Annotated in this window: 13 protein-coding genes; 10 read left to right on the plus strand and 3 right to left on the minus strand. The window is 64.9% G+C overall.

Going from position 1 to position 15,746, the window contains the following annotated elements; genetic code table 11:
• The first annotated feature begins 98 nt into the window (after positions 1-98).
• From ACFYVR_RS23380 to ACFYVR_RS23395, 4 genes are all read left to right on the plus strand, one after another.
• Positions 99-1,340: an insoluble domain protein gene (locus tag ACFYVR_RS23380; RefSeq protein ID WP_387477682.1), complete on the plus strand. Its 1,242-nt coding sequence runs from the start codon at positions 99-101 to the stop codon at positions 1,338-1,340.
• A 210-nt stretch (positions 1,341-1,550) separates the two neighbouring features.
• Positions 1,551-2,051, plus strand: coding sequence for a hypothetical protein (locus ACFYVR_RS23385; RefSeq protein WP_387477684.1), 501 nt, complete (start codon positions 1,551-1,553; stop codon positions 2,049-2,051).
• 26 nt (positions 2,052-2,077) lie between these two features.
• Positions 2,078-2,593 carry a hypothetical protein gene (locus ACFYVR_RS23390; protein ID WP_387477686.1) on the plus strand — a complete coding sequence of 172 codons (516 nt, stop codon included), beginning with the start codon at positions 2,078-2,080 and terminating at the stop codon, positions 2,591-2,593.
• Between the two features lie 322 nt (positions 2,594-2,915).
• Entirely contained in the window at positions 2,916-3,152 is a 237-nt protein-coding gene (locus tag ACFYVR_RS23395) for a hypothetical protein (RefSeq protein WP_387477687.1), read from the plus strand.
• A gap of 554 nt (positions 3,153-3,706) precedes the next feature.
• Here ACFYVR_RS23395 and ACFYVR_RS23400 read toward each other — a convergent pair.
• A complete protein-coding gene (locus tag ACFYVR_RS23400; RefSeq protein ID WP_387477689.1) occupies positions 3,707-4,375 on the minus strand; it encodes a recombinase family protein in 669 nt (222 codons plus the stop codon).
• A gap of 169 nt (positions 4,376-4,544) precedes the next feature.
• Here ACFYVR_RS23400 and ACFYVR_RS23405 point away from each other — a divergent pair, with 169 nt between their 5' ends.
• The 6 genes from ACFYVR_RS23405 to ACFYVR_RS23430 all read left to right on the plus strand — a co-directional run bounded on the left by ACFYVR_RS23405 (position 4,545) and on the right by ACFYVR_RS23430 (position 13,071).
• Positions 4,545-4,805, plus strand: coding sequence for a ribbon-helix-helix domain-containing protein (locus ACFYVR_RS23405; protein ID WP_387477691.1), 261 nt, complete (start codon positions 4,545-4,547; stop codon positions 4,803-4,805).
• Positions 4,806-5,296: 491 nt separating this feature from the next.
• Positions 5,297-6,220, plus strand: a complete 924-nt coding sequence (locus tag ACFYVR_RS23410) for a nucleotidyltransferase (protein WP_387477694.1) — start codon at positions 5,297-5,299, stop codon at positions 6,218-6,220.
• Positions 6,210-6,767 (plus strand): SLATT domain-containing protein, encoded by a 558-nt coding sequence (locus ACFYVR_RS23415; protein ID WP_387477697.1) that lies wholly within the window; start codon positions 6,210-6,212, stop codon positions 6,765-6,767. The genes ACFYVR_RS23410 and ACFYVR_RS23415 overlap by 11 nt, the downstream gene beginning before the upstream one ends.
• 243 nt (positions 6,768-7,010) lie before the next feature.
• On the plus strand, positions 7,011-8,756 hold the full coding sequence (locus tag ACFYVR_RS23420; RefSeq protein ID WP_387477700.1) for an N-6 DNA methylase: 1,746 nt from the start codon (positions 7,011-7,013) through the stop codon (positions 8,754-8,756).
• On the plus strand, positions 8,753-9,946 hold the full coding sequence (locus ACFYVR_RS23425) for a restriction endonuclease subunit S (RefSeq protein WP_387477703.1): 1,194 nt from the start codon (positions 8,753-8,755) through the stop codon (positions 9,944-9,946). The genes ACFYVR_RS23420 and ACFYVR_RS23425 overlap by 4 nt, the downstream gene beginning before the upstream one ends.
• Positions 9,946-13,071 (plus strand): type I restriction endonuclease subunit R, encoded by a 3,126-nt coding sequence (locus ACFYVR_RS23430; protein ID WP_387477706.1) that lies wholly within the window; start codon positions 9,946-9,948, stop codon positions 13,069-13,071. The genes ACFYVR_RS23425 and ACFYVR_RS23430 overlap by 1 nt, the downstream gene beginning before the upstream one ends.
• Before the next feature lie 250 nt (positions 13,072-13,321).
• Here the strand turns inward: ACFYVR_RS23430 and ACFYVR_RS23435 are convergent, their stop codons facing one another.
• The gene (locus tag ACFYVR_RS23435; protein ID WP_387477709.1) at positions 13,322-13,888 is read right to left on the minus strand and encodes a hypothetical protein; all 567 of its coding nucleotides are present in this window, start codon (positions 13,886-13,888) and stop codon (positions 13,322-13,324) included.
• A 398-nt stretch (positions 13,889-14,286) separates the two neighbouring features.
• Complete coding sequence (locus tag ACFYVR_RS23440) at positions 14,287-15,585, minus strand: hypothetical protein (protein WP_387477712.1); 1,299 nt, start codon at positions 15,583-15,585, stop codon at positions 14,287-14,289.
• Positions 15,586-15,746: the final 161 nt, after the last annotated feature.

Below are 15,746 nucleotides of genomic sequence, written 5' to 3' on the forward strand. Positions count from 1 at the left end.
TGACCCACCCGGTCGCACCGTCCTAGCTCCGACCCCTCCCGATTCCCTTGGATCCGGGCCTCAACGAGAGGCCGATCCCAGACGAAAGGCGATGCTCGATGAACCACGACATCCACACCGGCAACCGCGCCGCACGCCGCAGCTCCGGCGGCCGGCACCGCAAGGTACAGCGCCAGGCGACCACCGCGCTCGTCGCGGCCGCCGCTGTCGCTGCTGGCCTCGCACTGGTCCCGTCCGCCGGGGCCGCGCCCACCCAGGGCGGCACCACCGGCGGCGGCACCCAGGGCGGCACCGTCGGTGGCGCCGCCCAGGGCGGCACCACCACCGCGCCCGCTCCGGCTCCGGCCTATGTGCCCGAGGCTCCGGCGCAGCCCACGACCTGGGTCGAGACCCCGCAGACGTACGCGCCGGAGAACATCGAGTGGCGGGCAATGCCGAACTATGACTACGAGATCGAGACCTACGTCGCCCCGGAGTACACCTACATCGCGCCGGTGCCGGTCGAGACGCTGCACCTGCCCGTCGCGGTCACCCCGACCGCGCCGATCATCTCGCCGCGCAACAAGATCCGCTTCGGTGATTCGCTGTTCGAGCAGCCGAACTGGGTCTCCGACTCGGACGCCGAACGCACCAACAACACGAGTGCGATCTTCGAAGCTCAGGTCACCGACTTCTGGCGGTCCATCGGCGTCGAGACCACGCGCGCCGAACGTCTCGCTGCCTCGCAGGTCGCCGGCGGTGTGACCGGTGCGATCGGCGGCGCCACCGCGGCCGGCGTCCCCGCCGCCCTCGTCGGCGGACTGATCGGCGGCACCATCGGCGGCGTCCAGGGCGCCTACCTCGGCACCGTCATCCCGACTCCGATCCCCGGGCTGCCGGTCGTGACCAGTGGTGCCGCCGGGACCGCTGGTGGTGCGGCGATCGGTGCGGCGGTCGCCGGTGTCCCGGCCGCCGCAGTCGGTGGTGTGGCCGGCGGTGCGGCCGGTGTCGCCGCGGCCACGAACTTCGGCGCTGGCGACCTCACCGAACCCCGGGAAGTCGCCGTCGACGACGTCGAGCACGACGCCATCGTCGAGCAGACCGCCGAGACGCTGGCCGACTGGGAGAATTCCGGCCCGGTCGGTGCGTCCGCCGCCGACGCGGTGCAGACCGTGGCCCACGCCGCGCCGGTCGTCGACCAGCAGGTCCGCGACTTCATCACCGCCCAGCCCGGCGGGCAGCAGGTCGTCGAGCAGGTCGACATGGCCCTGAACGACTTCTTCACCACCGCCACCCCCGGCCTGACCGCCAACCTCATCTCCACCGCGGTCGGCGACGGAATCGCCCAGTACCGCAACTGAACTGGAAGGGCGCTCACCATGAAGAAGTCAAACATCAGGCATCGGGTACAGCGTCATCCCGCCGTGATCGACCTTCTCGGTGGGGCGCCCACAAGCTCGTCGGGCCGAACAAGCTCGTCGGGTGCAGCCACCGCGGCTGCATCCGACGGCCCGGCCGGCCCGGGGCCGCGTTCGACCCGAACACTTGCCCTCGCCAGCGGCGCCGGGGTCGTGGCCACCGCGGTCATCGGCGCCGCCATCTGGGCCACCACCGGCAACAGCGGCGAACAACTCGAAAACACCGCGGCCGCAGCCACCACCACCGCCGTCGACGAGGACACCCTGCCGATCATCGACCTGCCCGACCCGGCCGCGACAACCACGGCCGCATCGCCGGAAGTCGACGACGAATGCCGCGCCGACCGCGGCGACCAGAACTCCGGCGCGGGCGTCATCGCCGCCTGGAATCACGCCTACTACGCCCAACGCAACGCGGCCGCCGCCCGAGCCCTTGCCACCCCGAACAGCACCATCGTCCCTGCCGACCAGCTCCAACCGTTCATCGATGCCGTCCCCGCGGGCACCAACTACTGCGTCGCCATCACCCCGATCTCCGAGAGCACGTACACCGTGGATCTGACCGAACTGCGGCCCGACGGCCCGGTACGCATCCCACAAACCATCACCACCAAGAAGATCGACGGCCGCTGGTTCATCGACGTCGTCAGCTGACAGGACCCGAGAGGACACCACCGACCGTGAACACCCCGCGCACCACCCTCGGCCGGACCGCCGCCGCCCTCGTTGCGGTCGCGGCTCTGGCCGGCTGCGGCAGCGACGACACCCGGGACGCCGCCTCGGTCACCACCTCCACGAGCGGAGCGATCGTCACCGACACCAGCACCGACCTCGGCAGCATCGTCATCGGCTGGGGAGATGCCCACTCCGACACCGAGATCACCACCCCCAAACCCGACGACGTCACCGCCCAATGCGCCGGCCACGGCGACGACCTCGCCGCCGACATCACCGCCCCGCACGGCTGGAACATCCACGCGGTCCACGGATCTCAGATCCTGACCGTCGAGAACGCCGACCTGAACCTGCCGGCCGCCGACATCGACACCACACACCACTTCCTCGACGTCCCCCAGTCCGTTGATTGGTCCGAACCCGACCAACTCGACATCGCCGCCACCACCGACGCCCCCACGGACTGGCCACGAACGCACAGCGGCCGCGTCCAACTCTCGATCCACATCGACTGCCGCTGACCTGAACCGACGACATACCCCCCGACGAGCCGTGGACGGAGATGAGAACCTGCTCGCATGCGCGCCACGCGTCGTGTCGATCCGGATCGCACGATCGGTCGCGAGGGTGGCACCACACTGCCTTCCGGGGCTGCCTTACGGTTATCTGTGGCGGGGGGCGCCCACGGTGGCCGCTGTCGACTGATCACCGGACTACGACTAGGGCGGGGGCCTTGCGGACAATGACCATCACCGCGGCGGGGACACCGCTGCTGCAGAAGACCTGTATTCACACTGTGCCTTGCCATCTACACCATCTCATCTGCCGAAGGAGCGCACACGCATGAACGACCCGCACGTGATCGAACTCGAGTTCACCGTCCGCGCCCGCGTCCGGCTGCCGAAGGACGTCTTCGTCGACGTGGTCGCAGAGAACCCCGACGCCTGGGAACGAGCCGTGGTCAACGAACTCCAGCGCGACATCGTCGGCGGAGACGCAAAAGCCAACTTCGAGAAGGTCACCGCGACCGTCTCGGACATCGCGATCGAGCACGACGACTTCCAACTCGCCGCTCACTGACCTTGCCACCTGCACCCGACCGAGAGGTCCTGTGCCACTTTCCCCAAGAGCAGGCCTCTCAGATTGGTTGGCTTCTCGCGGTGCGGCCGGCGGGTGCCGCCAAAGAGTGAGCCCACCTAACATTCAGGTGGATCGGCGGATGGCATCTGCAGCCGGAAAACCCTTGGCGACGAACGCGACAGCTCGGGAGCCAGGAGCGACTGCAAACTGGGCGAGCGCTGTTTCGTTCAGCCGGCAGTACGCGAGATCGGCGGGCCGCCCCAAGCCCGGAGGCACAGCCTCCGAGCCCGGCCCGGAGCCCGGTGAGCTCGAGACACGTCGGTGGGGAGCGGCCCGCTGCTCGCCGCTGACCCGACCATAGTCAGCGGTACCGACAACGGCACTGACGGTGCTACCGGCACGGCCGAACAGCTGGGGCCGGGATCCACTGGCGCACGGTGAGATAGCCCTTACCGTTGCTGGTCGGGATCGCGAACGCCGTCGACGTACAGTCAGCAGTGCGAGGAGGAGCAGGTCCTTCCGCGCAGGCGGCCGGTAGCCGCAGATCGGGCAGGTCAGCTGGTCTCCGCTGCGTGGGGGGCCATTGCCTGTGCCGGATCCGGTGCCGCGGCCTCGACCACCGTTGTGGGTGGGGCTGCGGTGACCGATTCGGCGGGACGTGGTGGCAGGTGCCGGTAGAGGGTCGATCGGGTCAGCCCGGTCTTGGCGGTGATCTCGGCGACGGTGGCGCCGGCGTCCCGTAACTGGGTGGCGTGGGCGATCTGGGATTCGGTGACCACCGACGGACGGCCGGTGCGCAGGCCCTTCGCGGTGGCGACCTGGCGGGCGTGGGCAGCGCGCTCGAGGGCGTAGGTGCGTTCCATCTGCGCGAACAGGGCGAGCAGCACGACCGCCAGTTGCGCCATCGGATCATCTGGATTGCTCGAGTCGATGCGGATCGGATCGGCCAGATTGCGGATCCCGACCCCACGCTCACGCAGGTCATGAATCAGGTTCAACGTGTCGCGGACGTTGCGGCCCAACCTGTCGAGAGTGTGGACCACGATCACATCCCCATCGCGGGCGTAGTCGAGCATCGCGGTCAGACCCGGGCGGTCGGTGGTGGCCCCGGACTTGCGGTCGACATAGATACGGTCCGGGTCGATACCGGTGGCGGTGAGGGCGTCGATCTGCCGTTCGAGGTCTTGTTTGGTCGTCGACACCCGCGCATACCCGAGTTCCATACTCCCAATCGTATCGAATGTCGTCTCCGTAGTATTTTTTCGAGACATTGTTGTGGAACTAACTTACGGCACGCCCTGGTGAACGGGCGTCGGTGCGGTGTTCGGCCGGTGTCGGGGCTGGTTTTTCTGCTCTGACCGAGCAACATTTTTTCGTATTACATTTTTGGGTATGGCTGACGAGACAATCAATGGAACCCCCGTCACCGACAAGATGATCACGCAGTGGGCGGACGAAGCCGAGGCCGGATACGACGTCGCCACCCTGCGCAAGCGTGGCCGCCCGACGATCGGGGACGGCCCCGGAACCGTCGTGCCGGTCCGCCTGGACGAAGCCTTGTTGCAGGCGTTGAACGCTCGTGCAGAACAAGAGCATGTGTCCAGGTCGGAAGCCATCCGGGAAGCGGTCCGCGCCTGGACTCAGGTCGCGTGAAAGCGCACAAATCCGCCCTCGAACATGGAATCGACGAAGCCGACAGTGTCTACGCAGTCCAACACCGCGCCTATGCCGTCGACTCGATGACGACAGCCTCGCACGGGAGTTCCGGCTTGGTTTCGACCCGAACGGCCGACTCCTGGAGCTGGTCGTCCTGAGCTTCGGCAGCAGCAACGAACTCCTCATCCACGCGATGAAAGCCCGCTTGCAGTACTTCGATCTCCTCCCTTGACCACCAACCGACCAGCCCCGGCAGCCTCCGTGCAGGGTCGTCAGTGCATCACGCCACCCCCGACTGAAAGCGCCGTCTCAAAACCAAGGAAATGAGAAGCCGGGCTACCGCCTACTCGGAGGCGTCGATCGCCTGTACCTGGGTGTGAGGAAGCAACTGCTGGACCAGTTCCTCATGTTCCCGCATCGCGTCAGCTCGTTCGGCTGCCTCGCGCTCCCGAAAGGTCTTGGGCCCCTGTGGGACAATTCCCGGCGACTTGGACAGCACGGCCGCGGGTGAAGGGGGTCAGGTTCCGTTGAGCACGTCTACACACTTCGACAGGTTTCTCAGGAACATCACGCTTACGGCCGATGAGCGAGCCGACGCGACCTCGCGAAGCAATGTGGTGGCGAAGAAGTTGCATGAGCACTTCTATCCGACGACCTCCTACACAGGCAGCACAAAACTCCTGATCGGCTCACACGGCAAGCGGACCAGGGTCCGACCCGTCCGAGACGTCGACCTCATCTTCCGCATACCGGGTTCGACCTTCCTCAGGTTCGACGACTACTCCGGAAACGGGCAGTCCGCACTGCTGCAGGAGATCCGTGGACTTCTCCTAGCTCGATACCCTTCCACGAAAGTGAAGGGAGACGGACCCGTCGTGGTGGTGCCGTTCACCAGCGGCCACACGGTTGAAGTATTGCCGGCCTACTACGCCGAAGATCGCGACACATACTGGATCCCGAACACGCGTGAGGGCGGAAGCTGGATGCCGTCGAACTATTCCGCAGAGTTCAAGTATCTGGATGACTCAGACAGGGCGACGAACGGGCAGACTCGCCGGTTGATCAAAATGATGAAAGTCTGGCAACAGCACTGCAACGTGCCCATCAAGTCGCTCTGCATCGAGCTGCGAGCCATCAACTTCCTGTCGACGTGGGAGCATCGCGGGAAGACGTCGACGTGGGATGACTGGATGGTCCGCGACTACCTGGCCGAACTGATCCGGTACGCAAACGGGACATGCAAGATTCCGGGAATCTCCGAGAAATGTGAGTACGGCGACGCGTGGGTCTCCAAGGCAAAGACCGCCCTCCGCAATGCCGAAGAGGCCTGCAACTATGAGGGCAACGACAGTGACGAGGCAGTCGCCGTGTACATGTGGACGAAGATCTTCGGAGACCAGTATGACGAATGACCCGATCCTCGGCGTAGTCCGGGAGACCTTCGGTCGTGTGGTCTACACCCATAAGACGCACGAGAAGGACCGCGAGTTCGCGACGCGGCGGGCCACCAGGCTGAAGAGGACCAACGTCGTGCTCATCGCGCTGACGTCAGGCGGACTGGTCGCGACGGCGATCGTCGGCGAGACGGGTTACCTGTGGATCAGCGCGATCCTTGCGACGCTGTCGCTCGGGTTTTCCGTGTTCGAACTCAACACTGACCCGTCGGAGGAAGCCGCTCGCCATCGGGCCGCTGCAAAGAGTTTGCTTGTGATCCGTGAGCGCTTCACGCATCTGATTGCTGACATCTGTACCGGACTTCCCACTGACGAGGCTCGCGCTCGCCGCGATTCAATCCAGGCCGACCTCGACGAGATCTACCACCAGGCACCGGACACCAGCCGTCGCGCATACAAGGCCGCGAGCCAGGCGCTCAAGGTGAACGAGGAAATGACGTTCACAGATGAGGAACTCGATCGCTTCCTTCCCGCACAGCTTCGGATGAGAGCTCAGCGCTATTGACCGGTGACGCATCCACTTGGCTCCCAGCTGTACCCCGACTGCTCGTTGGGACACCCGACCTCTACCGGTTCCGCGCGTCCACTGCGCCGGTAGTTGCTGCAGACCTTGTTGGGGCGCGTGTGTTGTGATGCGCGATGATGCACTTCTGACGCACGGGATGATGCAGACCGTGCGTCGACCGTTGGACGCGCACGCGCGTAAGCGTCCAACAGTCATCGTCGAGTGAGCCTTGTAAGGAGCGTTGTGAGCACCCTCGGTAGTTTCATCTGGTCGATCGCTGATCAACTTCGGGGTCCTTACCGCCCTAACCAGTACGGCAACGTGATCCTCCCGCTCACGATCCTGCGCCGCCTCGACTGCATCCTCGAGCCCGACCGGGCGACGGTGCGCGCGCTCGCCGCGAAGTACGACAACCCGAATCGGCTCAAGGTCGAGGTGAAGAAGGCCACCGGGCGGCCGTTCTACAACACCTCGAACTACTCCTTCGACAACCTCCTCAAAGACGCCGACGGTTTGGCGGACAACCTGGCCGACTACCTCGACCGGTTCTCACCCGATGTCGACGTGTTCGAGTACTTCGACTTCAAAAAGGAGATCCTCGCCCTGGAGAAGGCGGAGCTGCTGCGCGAGGTCGTCACCTCCTTCAAGGCCGTCGACCTGCATCCGGACGTTGTCTCCAACGCCGACATGGGCGATGCGTTCGAGTACATCATCCGCAAGTTCAACGAGGCCGCGAACGAGACCTCCGGTGACCACTACACCCCGCGGGACGCGATCCGGCTGCTGGTGGATCTGCTGTTCGCCGAGAAGGACGCCGACCTGACCGAGGCCGGCATCGTCCGCACGCTGTACGACCCGACTGCGGGCACCGGCGGCATGCTCGCCCTGGCCGAGGAGCACCTGCTCGCACAGAACCCGGACGCGAAGCTGAGCCTGTACGGCCAGGAGTACAACGGGCAGTCGTACGCGATCTGCAAGTCCGACCTGCTCGCCAAGGGCCACGACGCGACGAACATTGCCTTCGGCAACACCCTCACCGAGGATGCGTTCACGGGCCGGCACTTCGACTTCTGTATGTCGAACCCGCCGTACGGCGTCGACTGGAAGCAGTACGCCAAGGCGGTTACGAAGGAGCGCGACGAGGCCGGCCCCTACGGCCGGTTCGCGCCCGGCCTCCCGTCGACCTCGGACGGGCAGATGCTCTTCCTGCTGCACCTGGCACACAAGATGCGCGCCCCCGAGGACGGCGGCGGCCGGGTCGGCATCGTCATGAACGGTTCGCCGCTCTTCAACGGCGCCGCTGAATCCGGCCCCTCGAACATCCGCAGGTGGCTGCTGGAGAACGATCGGGTCGAGGCCATTGTCGCGCTGCCGACCAACATGTTCTTCAACACCGGGATCGCCACCTACATCTGGATCCTCGACAACACCAAGCACCCCGACCGCAAGGGCCTGGTCCAGCTCATCGACGGCACCTCGTTCTGGACCAAGATGCGCAAGAACCTCGGCTCCAAGGGCCGCGAGATCAGCGACGCCGACCGCGCCGAGGTCGTGAAGTTGTACGCCGACTTCACCGACGCCGACCCGGACTACTCCAAGGTGCTGCGCAACGACGAGTTCGGCTACTGGACGATCACCGTAGAGCACCCCCTCTTGAACGAGGACGGTAAGCCGGTTGTGGACCGCAAGGGCAAGCCCAAGTCGGACTCGAAGAAGCGCGACACCGAGAACGTCCCGTTCACCTACGGCGGTTCGACCGCCGGTGCCGCGGGCAAGGTCGAGGTCATCGAGGCGTACTTCGACGCCGAGGTGAAGCCGCACGTCCCCGACGCCTGGATCGATTGGGCGAAGGTCAAGACCGGGTACGAGATCCCCTTCACCCGCCACTTCTACAAGTACGTCCCGCCGCGGCCACTCGCAGAGATCGACGCTGACCTGGAGAAGCAGGTCGCCAAGATCCTGGGTCTCTTGCGGGAGGTGGAGCAATGACACGATTCGGGCATGCAATGGTGAAGATCGACGAGCGTATCCCGGGCATCGATCTTCCGCTGATGTCGGTCTCTCAGACCAGGGGCGTCATCCGGCGCAGTGAGCTAACGGATGCGCCCCAGCGTGCGGAATCGCTAGACGCGTACAAGGTATGCCGACGGAACGACATCGTATTCAACAAGATGAGCATTCGCGCCGGCGCCATGGGCGTCGTCGCGGAAGATGGTCTCGTGACCTACCACTACGAGGTCATGCGGCCACGCGAAGGAACCGACCCGATCTTCATCGCCTACTTGATGAAGTCCTCCTGGTTCACCGAGGAACTCATCAAGCGCGAACGCGGGATCGGCGCAGGCGATCAAGCCAACGTCCGCACCACTGAGGTTCCCTTCTCAGTGCTGAAGACCATTGACGCGTACCTTCCCGGATACGCCGCGCAGCGCGCAATCGCCGACTACCTCGACCGCGAGACTGCCCGCATCGACACGCTCATCAAGGAGCAGCAGCGCCTGATCGAGATGCTGCGCGAGCGTCGTCAGGCTGTCATCGATGAGTCGTTCTCGACTCTTGGTGAACCCAGTGTCCAACTGCGCCGATACATCAAGTTCTTGACGAGCGGCTCCCGTGGCTGGGGCGGCTACTACGCGGATCAGGGGGAGCGTTTCCTCCGGATCGGGAACCTGCCGCGAGCCAACCTCGAAATCCGTGGTGACATCCAGTTCGTGGACCTTCCGACCGACGTGACAGAGGGCTCACGGACGATGCTCCAGGAAAGCGATTTGCTCTTCTCAATCACCGCATATCTGGGATCCGTAGCCGTGGTCGAGGGCGATTGGGTGGGCGCGTATGTCAGTCAGCATGTCGCACTTTGCCGCCTGGAACGTGATCAAGTCGACCCCAGGTTCATCGGCTGGTTCATGCTCACCACAACAGGTCAGCACCAGCTCAACGAAGGCGCAGCGGGTGGCACAAAGATGCAGTTGGCGCTCGACGACATCAGAGGTCTTCGGGTGCCCACGGCTCCCATTGAGCAGCAGCACCGCATTGCTGCACACCTGGACGTGCAGACCACGAAGATCGACACGCTGATCGTCGAGACCGAGCGGTTCATCGAACTCGCCCGCGAGCGGCGATCGGCGCTGATCACGGCGGCGGTGACGGGGCAGATCGACGTGCGCAAGGTGGCGTGATGGCGGATCACAACGAGGTCGTCTTCGAGTCCGAGATCTGCGCGGACCTGGAGTCCGATGGGTGGCTGTACTCGGCGAATGACGTCGGGTACGACCGGGCGCGGGCGCTCTTCCCCGAGGACCTGTTCGCGTGGCTGGAGCAGACCCAGCAGGCGGCGTACGAGAAGGCGTTGAAGGCCGCGGGGTCGCAGGCGAAGTTCCTCGACGTGCTGACCGCGGCGCTCGACAAGCCCCTCGAACATGGTGGCGGGACGCTGAACATCCTGCGCAACGGGGTGCAGTACATCGGCGGTGGCCGGTTGAAGATGGCGCAGTTCCGCCCGGAGACCAGCCTGAACGCGACCACCAACGAGCAGTACGCGGCGATGCGGGTGCGGGTGATGCGGCAGGTGCACTTCTCCACCGCCGACCAGCGCAGCATCGACCTGGTTTTCTTCGTCAACGGGCTCCCGGTGGCCACCGTCGAGCTGAAGACCGACTTCACCCAGTCTCTCGACGAGGCGATCAACCAGTACCGCAAGGACCGGAATCCGCTGACCAACGGGCGGCCCGAGCCGCTGCTGTCGTTCGGGCACCGGGCGCTGGTGCACTTCGCGGTCTCCAACGACCTGGCCGCGATGACCACCCGGCTCGAGGGCGAGAAAACCCACTTCCTGCCGTTCAACATGGGTCACAAGGGTGGCGCGGGGAACCCGCCGGGTGAGGCCGGCCGGTCGGCGACGGCGTACCTGTGGGAGCGGGTCTGGGACAAGGACTCCTGGCTGAGCATCATCGGCCGGCTGATGATCGTGGAAACCAAGGAAGAGTGGGATGTCGCGACCGGGACGTCGGTGCGGCGCACCGGCATGCTCTTCCCGCGGTTCCACCAGTGGGAGGCCGTGACGAACATCGTGGCCGCTGTCCGTGAGGAAGGGGTGGGGCAGCGCTACCTGATCGAGCACTCGGCAGGGTCGGGGAAGACGAACACCATCGCTTGGACCGCGCACCGGCTGGCGCGACTGCACGTGGACGACAAGAAGGTCTTCGACTCGGTGATCGTGGTCGTGGACCGCACCGTGCTCGACGGGCAGCTCCAGGAGGCGATCCGGCAGATCGACGGGTCCGGGAAGATCGTGGCCACGATCAGCCCGGAGGACGTCCGGAAGGCGGGGGCGAAGTCGAAATCCGGTCTGCTGGCAACCGCACTCAAGAACGGGGAGCTGATCATCGCGGTGACGGTGCAGACCTTCCCGTACGCCCTCGAAGAGATTCGCAAGGATTCATCGCTCAAGGGGCGACGGTTCGCGGTGATCGCCGACGAGGCGCACTCCTCGCAGTCCGGCCAGATCTCCTCCAAGCTCAAGGCGGTACTGACCGCGGAGGAGGTCACCGAGATCGAGGAGAGCGGTGAGATCGACGTCGAGGCGATCCTGGCCTCGGAGATGACCGAGCGGGCCGAGTCGGAGAACATCTCCTACCTCGCGTTCACCGCAACACCGAAGAACAAGACCCTCGAGCTCTTCGGTCGTAAGGGGACTGACGGGAAGCCGACCTCGTTCCACCTCTACTCGATGCGCCAGGCGATCGAGGAGGGCTACATCCTCGACGTGCTCAAGGGCTACCAGACCTACGACACCGCGCTGAAGATCGCCGGCCAGACCGAGAGCCGCGACGGCGGCGAGGTGGAGGAGTCCGCGGCTCGGAAGGGCCTGATGCGCTGGGTGAAACTGCACCCGACCAACATCAGCCAGAAGGTGCAGATTATCGTCGAGCACTTTCACATCAACGTCGCCCACCTGCTCGCCGGCAAGGCGAAGGCAATGGTCGTGACCGACTCACGCAAGGCCGCGGTGAAGTACAAGAAGGCGATCGACGCCTACATCGCCAAGCGGGCCGCTGAGGATGCCTCGTACAACTACCGCACCCTGGTCGCGTTCTCCGGTGCGGTGACGATGGACGAGGACGAGCAGTGGGTGTCGGAGTGGGGGCCGCAGCCGAGCAAGGACGACGAGTTCACCGAGGCCAACCTGAACCCCGGCGCCGGGGCGGATCTGGCCGCCGCGTTCAAGGGCTCGACGTACACGATCATGCTGGTCGCCAACAAGTTCCAGACCGGGTTCGACCAGCCGCTGCTCTCCGCGATGTACGTCGACAAGAAGCTCTCCGGGGTGACCGCGGTGCAGACGCTGTCCCGGCTCAACCGCACCCACCGCACCGCGAGCGGGGAGCGCAAGCGCAAGACGTTCGTCATCGACTTCGTGAACAAACCCGAGGACATCCGGGCCGCGTTCGAGCCGTACTTCACCGGCGCCACCATCGAGACCGAGACCGACCCGTACGTCGTCGCGCACCTCGCCACCAAGCTCGCTCAGGCCGGGATCTACACACCGGAGCAGGTGCGTGAGGTCGCCGAACTGTGGGTCACGCGGAAGGGCAACAACGCCCTCTCGGCCGCGATCAGCCCGGCCAAGCACGACTTCGCCCGCCGCTACGCGGCGGCGATCGAGGCCGACGACAAAGTCACCCTCAACACCCTCGACCTGTTCCGCAAGGACGTCGCAACCTACGTCCGGCTCTACGACTTCATGAGCCAGATCGTCGACTACGGCGACCCGTACATGGAGATGCTGTCGATCTTCCTGCGACTGCTGGACAAGGTCATTGCAGACTCGTCTTGGGCTGCGGAGGTCGACCTCTCCGATGTAGTGCTGGTCGGGGTCAAGCACAACAAGGCGGCCGCGGTCGACATCGCGCTGACCGGTGAGGGCGAGCTCAAGGGCATCGGCGCCGCGGGCACCGGCACCCGGAAGGAGCCGAAGTACGTCGCTTTGCAGGTCGTCATCGACAAGATGAACGACCTCTTCGGCGCTGAAGCGTTCACCGAGTCGCAGGTCCGTGAGTTCGTGCAGGGACTGGTGCAGCGTCTGCTTGCGTACCCGGACCTGGTCAAGCAGACCGCGGTGAACTCGAAGAAGCAGTTCATGGAGTCGAAGGACTTCCAGGCCGCGGTGACCGAGGCGGTCGTCGACAACCAGGAGGCCCACAACACCATGGCCGACTACTTCTTCAGCGACGGACCCGGCATCAGCGCTGTCATCATCGCGCTCGCGGACGCCTTCTACGAGGCAGCGATCGATAGCGAATGAGAGGGCTGGGCTGCGGCTCCTCCTGCTGAGGCGAGCGGATGCGGACATGACATTTACAAAATCCTCCTGACCAGCATTTACGGTGTATTTTCCGTCGATGCTGTGGTGACCCCTACTTCATCGAGCGCGGCTGCAAACGGGCCGTGCCCACGCGGCTACACGGGGGAGTGACCCGGCTGACCGGTACCGGAATCCGGGTGGCGGTGTCCGGCTCGGCCGAGTCGGAATTGCCAAAAGAGCCGGCCAACGGCTAGTCGGCCAAACCAGCTACGTAGGCATCGATGCACTGCTGAAGCACCACGAGTGAGAGTGGAGCCACTTCGTCGAGGTCCACGTCACCGAAATCCTCAAAGCTTCCGATGTCCTTCTCGATGCCTGTCCAGAACCGCCTGATCGCTTTGAGAATGGCCAATGCGTCGGTGAAGAGGTCAACGTTCGGCTCGAACTCGGGGTCGATGACGTACTTGATCAGCTCATGCGACAACTCATGGCGATGGGCATAGATGTCGTCCAGTCGGTCGGCTTGCGCCAAGGTGATGGCTTCCAAGCCAACGAGCCACAGCAGAGACGCCCTGAACCGATTCTTCGGTGAGTGGACCAGGACCTGTCGCTGATACCCCTCCTCGTCGAAGAGCCAGCCGGTCTCGTCGAATCCTCGGCAGTAGAACTGCCGCACCTCGCCTAGCACCGACTGCTTGAGCATCTCATGCGTGATCTGGTACAGGCCGGCGAACGACAGGGTTGCTCGAATTCGGTGTGGCTGCAGCTTGTCTTCGAATCGCTGCTTGTATTCGTCGAGGTCATCCGCATGGCTCACCGCGTCAGTGTGGCGGATCTCGTCAGCCCACGCGAAGTGTCATAAGAGCCGCTTACCGGCCCACAAACCGGGGCGCCGCCGGCGGGGAGCGGGGCCACGCGACGAGCCGCGTGTACCGCTGCCGGGACGGCCTCGCCGAGGTACCTGTCGTCACCCTTCACGGGCACGTCGAACGGGCGGCCATCGCGTGGGCGATGACGTGGGCATCGGTGCTCCACGACGACGCCGCTCTCGAGCAGTGCGGCGTGTCGGGCGGGGGCGACGAGTATGACGAACCCTTCGTCCAGCTCGAACGCGCGTACCGCGTGATCGAACGCGTGCATGTCGGTGTCCTCGATGCTTGCATGCGGGCATCGGAAGGGCTGACCGATAGACCCGGAGTGGACGGTTGCCGCGTCTCAGTTTCGTTCGACCGTGTAGTCCATCGCCAACTCGTCGTAGGTGAGTTTGCCGGCGAGGAAGGCCTCGGCGTTGCATTCGGACAACGCCTGTAGTTTCAGTGCCATCGCCTCGTACTCGTCGTGTATGTCCCTGGGACGGAACCGCAGTGATCGGGCGCCGGAGTTCCGTGCCGAGAGCTTTCCGGCGGCGAGCACGTCCTGCCAGGTCTTTTGGGACACGTCGCTGCGTACGTAGTAGACGCCGTGTGCCCCGGCGAAGGGGCTGATCGCGATGGCGTCCTCTTGCCAGGGCCCCTCGTCGCGGGCCTTGATCACCAGGATGACGTAGGTCCTGTCAATCGTGGAGGTGTCTACGTCGAGGCTGTTCTGCGCGTTGAACTCGCCTCGCATGAGGGTGCATCGGTCCTCGCCGAAGAGCTCGATGAGTTCGTCCAGGACGTCGAGCCGTTCCTCGTCGATGTAGGAGTTGCTGCTTCCATAGAGAAGCTGAGCGCGACCGGGGCTGCGCAGATCGTCGAGAGTGAACCCGCCTCGGTAGCGCGGATCGTTCGGCTTCCTGTCCCAGGGCGGCCGAACGCCGGCGGCGAGCAGCGCGGCCCGGTAGTCCCGGTACGTGGTGACGGGGTCGTGCCACTTGCTGATTACGGTGAGTCGGTCGCCGACGATGTCGCGCAGCAGTTGCCGCAGCTCGTCGCGTTTCGCGGCCGGATCTTTGAGATGCTCGGTCAGTAGAAACAATGCCGCAGCCTCGTGCTGCCGGATCTCGTCGGTGTGCAGTCGCGCGAGCCGCCCTCCGCTCCCGCTGATGAGCGCGCGTGCGATGGCCTGGCGTTGTTGCAGTATTCGGGTCTCGCCGGACAGCAACGCCAGGTACAGCAGCCCGCGCAGCACCGTCAGGGTGCTCACATCGGAGTCCGACGAGGGGTCGTCCCAGATCAGGGTGCGTTCGACCGTCGAGTACAGTACGGACGCAGCTCCCGGTTTGGGAACCCCATGTGAGCCAACGTCTTCCAGCAGACGCGGTATCTGGAACTGGTCCTCGGTGGTCTCGACGAACTCCTTGACTCCGTGGATGCAGCGCGCATAGTGGGCTAGATCCAGCACGGACTCCGGTATTCCGGGGTCGGGCGAGTCGTCGGCTGTGTGGGACACAGTGCTGGGGGCGATGAAGTGCAGAAAGCCTTCCATCCTCGGGTCGAGGTCGTCGTACAGTCGGAACGTCTGTCGTAGTCGGTGGACGAGGTCGGGGCCGCCGAGAACCTCGGCCATCTGCAGCAAACTCGGGTCGTGCGACATGCTTCCTTCTGAACGGCGCGGTCATGGGATCGGTGGGGGTGCGCATCGACGGGCACCGGCCGAGGGCTGATTGGACATGCAGGCGTGGCCACTTCACCGGGGGTGTGTGCTGCGGATGCTCCATTGCCTGGTCGAGCGATGAGAGGTTACATGGTCGGCGC

Source organism: Rhodococcus sp. NPDC003318 (genome assembly GCF_042879035.1).
Classification (GTDB): Bacteria; Actinomycetota; Actinomycetes; order Mycobacteriales; family Mycobacteriaceae; genus Rhodococcus_G.

What these genes read in the sequence shown, in the direction of transcription:
- ACFYVR_RS23405 (WP_387477691.1), top strand. Translation starts at nt 4,545, where the DNA reads ATGGCTGACGAGACAATCAATGGAACCCCCGTCACCGACAAGATGATC.
- ACFYVR_RS23380 (WP_387477682.1), top strand. Translation starts at nt 99, where the DNA reads ATGAACCACGACATCCACACCGGCAACCGCGCCGCACGCCGCAGCTCC.
- ACFYVR_RS23400 (WP_387477689.1), bottom strand. Translation starts at nt 4,375, where the DNA reads ATGGAACTCGGGTATGCGCGGGTGTCGACGACCAAACAAGACCTCGAA.
- ACFYVR_RS23395 (WP_387477687.1), top strand. Translation starts at nt 2,916, where the DNA reads ATGAACGACCCGCACGTGATCGAACTCGAGTTCACCGTCCGCGCCCGC.
- ACFYVR_RS23415 (WP_387477697.1), top strand. Translation starts at nt 6,210, where the DNA reads ATGACGAATGACCCGATCCTCGGCGTAGTCCGGGAGACCTTCGGTCGT.
- ACFYVR_RS23425 (WP_387477703.1), top strand. Translation starts at nt 8,753, where the DNA reads ATGACACGATTCGGGCATGCAATGGTGAAGATCGACGAGCGTATCCCG.
- ACFYVR_RS23440 (WP_387477712.1), bottom strand. Translation starts at nt 15,585, where the DNA reads ATGTCGCACGACCCGAGTTTGCTGCAGATGGCCGAGGTTCTCGGCGGC.
- ACFYVR_RS23430 (WP_387477706.1), top strand. Translation starts at nt 9,946, where the DNA reads ATGGCGGATCACAACGAGGTCGTCTTCGAGTCCGAGATCTGCGCGGAC.